We start from the raw sequence: 569 nt of genomic DNA on the forward strand, positions 1-569 counted from the left end.
GGAGTTGGGATTCGGTTCCGGTCCTGCCTGCTGGCGTCGGCTGGCCGAGTGGCAGCAGGCGGGGGTGTGGGAGGAACTTGAGCGGGTGCTGCTGGACCGGTTGCGGGCAGCTGACCGCCTCGACTTCTCCCGCGCGACGATCGATGCGTCTCACGTGCAGGCCAAGCGGGGGCGAAGCAGCCCAAAAGTCGGTCCGAGCCCGGTTGACCGTGCACGGCCGGGCTCGAAGCATCACGTGCTGACCGAGGCGCACGGCATCCCCCTGCGGGTGTCGCTGACCGGCGGTCACCGCAACGACGTCATCAGCTCCTGCCCCTGATCGACAGCCTTGGGCCGGTGCGGGGCAAGCGGGGCCGGCCCCGGCGCAGGCCCCGCACGTTATACGCCGACCGCGGCTACGACCACGACATCTACCGCCGCCGCCTGCGCGAGCGCGGCATCACACCGAAGATCGCCCGACGCGGCCAGCCACACGGCTCGGGCCTGGGCCAGGTGCGGTGGGTCGCCGAGTCCGCCATCGCCTGGCTCCACGGACCCCGCCGCCTACGGAGACCCGCTGGGAAGTACGC

Annotated in this window: 1 pseudogene; it reads left to right on the forward strand. The window is 71.9% G+C overall.

Features of this window, described 5'->3' with window-relative positions:
* Positions 1-569, forward strand: a pseudogene (locus AC5P09_RS52095) (IS5 family transposase); the annotation flags it as partial.

The organism is Streptomyces sp. a15 (assembly GCF_059026085.1).